Source organism: uncultured Planktosalinus sp. (assembly GCF_963973675.1).
Taxonomy (GTDB): domain Bacteria; phylum Bacteroidota; class Bacteroidia; order Flavobacteriales; family Flavobacteriaceae; genus Planktosalinus.
Window position 1 is genome coordinate 1 of record NZ_CAXBAN010000401.1, and the last position, 2,302, is coordinate 2,302.

Genomic DNA, 2,302 nt, shown 5'->3' on the forward strand with positions numbered 1-2,302 from the left:
CTGAAATATCATTGGGAGAAACTCCACTGATACGGGACGCCTGAGAAATTGTTGTGGGGCGGATTTTACTCAGCTTTTCTTTCGCTTCAAATGAAAGTGATTTAAGCTTTGAGTAATCAAAATCAATCGGAATTTTAATACCCTCAAGTCTGTTAAGCTTATCGGCATTGTTCTTTTCTTTGTCAATGTAGCCTGAATACTTTACTTGTATTTCTACTTGCTCTAATACCTCGTTGTCTAAATTGTTTTCATTAATGTAGGCTTCTACCTCCGGGATTTTTCGCATATCCTCTAATGTGATATTGGGTCTTGAAAAAACCTTAAACATTTTATCACTCTGTTTTACTAATGCAGAATCTTTTTCCTGAAGTATTGGGTTAATCTCTTCAACTGAGAAACTGGTTTCCTTAAAATAGTCAACAAATTCAGAAGATTTAATATGCTTCTCCTGCATTCTTTGCAATCTTGAATCTTTGGCTAATCCGATTTCAAATGCTTTTGGAGTGAGTCTAAAATCAGCATTGTCTTGTCGTAAAAGTGTTCTGTATTCAGCTCTGGAAGTAAACATTCTATAGGGTTCTTCGGTGCCTTTTGTGATTAAATCATCAATTAAAACACCTATATAAGCTTCATTACGTTTTAAAACAAACGGTTCTTTATCAAAAACTTTTAAATGCGCATTGATCCCTGCCATTAAGCCCTGAGAAGCTGCTTCTTCATAACCTGTTGTGCCATTGATTTGTCCGGCAAAATACAAGCCGTTAACTAGTTTGGTTTCTAGTGTATGTTTTAACTGTGTAGGCGGAAAATAATCATATTCGATTGCATAGCCGGGTCTGAAAAATTTTACATTTTCAAATCCCGCTACAGAGCGCAATGATTTAAATTGAATGTCTTCAGGTAAAGAAGTAGAAAAACCGTTAACATAATATTCAACAGTGTTCCAACCTTCGGGTTCAACAAAAAGTTGATGACGATCCTTATCTGAAAATCGATTGATTTTATCTTCAATAGAAGGACAATATCTTGGGCCTATACTTTGAATCCTGCCATTGAACATTGGCGACCTGTCAAAGCCCTCTTTAAGTAACTCATGAACCTGAGGGCTTGTATAAGTCATATAACAAGAACGTTGTTTGTTTAAAGGTTTGGTTTGATTTGAAAATGAAAATTTTTCTGGGACTGGATCACCGGGTTGTTCTTCCATCTTAGAAAAATTAAGTGAGCGGCCATCTACACGAGGGGGTGTCCCGGTTTTCATTCGACCGGATTCAAACCCTAGATTAACTAAATCCTCAGTTATGCCAGTTGATGCACGTTCGCCTGCACGGCCACCACCAAATTGTTTGTCTCCTATATGAATAAGTCCGTTTAAGAAGGTTCCATTTGTGAGAATTACAGTTTTAGCTTTTATTGTTATGCCAAGTCCTGTTTTAACGCCTTTTATTTGTTGATTATTTACAATTAATCCGGAAACCATGTCCTGATAAAAATCCAGATTTTGGGTTTGTTCAAGCATCAGTCTCCAGGTTTCTGCAAAGAGCATCCGGTCACTTTGAACTCTGGGACTCCACATAGCCGGTCCCTTAGATTTGTTCAGCATTTTAAACTGTATAGCAGATTTGTCTGAAACTATTCCGCTATATCCTCCCATTGCATCAATTTCGCGTACAATTTGACCCTTGGCAATTCCACCCATAGCAGGATTGCAAGACATCTGTGCTATATTTTGTAAGTTCATTGTTATCAAAAGGGTTTTTGAGCCCATGTTTGCAGCAGCAGCAGCAGCTTCAGAGCCCGCATGTCCTCCTCCAACAACTATAACATCATATTCATTTTTAAACATAAGAACAGTGAATATTTAAATGTTCCACGTGGAACAATGATTTTGTAAAAAGGGGCAAATATAAGTAACGTATTATTTAATAAGTTTGTTCATTAATAGTCTGTTTTACAGCTACTTATGCATTAAACGGTTGAAATATTGTACCGCACTATCTTCCTTTTGCCTCATCTCTAGTTTTTCAAGTTCAGTTTTATCTTTATATCCTAAAAGGTGTAAAACACCATGGATGATAACCCGTGCTAATTCATCTTCAAAAGTTGAATTGAATTCTTTTGCGTTTTCCCTTACCCTTTCAATAGAAATATAAATATCCCCGATGATTTCTTCGTCAACTGTATAATCAAAGCTAATGATGTCTGTTAAAGTGTCATGGTTTAAATATTGAATATTCAACTTGTGTAAGTATTCGTCATCGCAAAAAACATAACTAATTTCGCCTAATTTAAATCCTTCTTT

Annotated in this window: 2 protein-coding genes; both read right to left on the reverse strand. The window is 36.2% G+C overall.

All coding sequences use genetic code 11. The annotated features are described in order from the left end of the window. The coding region (mnmG, locus tag AACY61_RS12615; RefSeq protein ID WP_339611934.1) for a tRNA uridine-5-carboxymethylaminomethyl(34) synthesis enzyme MnmG at positions 1 to 1,846 on the reverse strand (1,846 nt) is incomplete at its 3' end. A gap of 111 nt (positions 1,847 to 1,957) precedes the next feature. Continuing rightward, a partial coding sequence (ybeY, locus tag AACY61_RS12620) for an rRNA maturation RNase YbeY (protein ID WP_339611935.1) occupies positions 1,958 to 2,302 on the reverse strand: 345 nt, incomplete at its 5' end.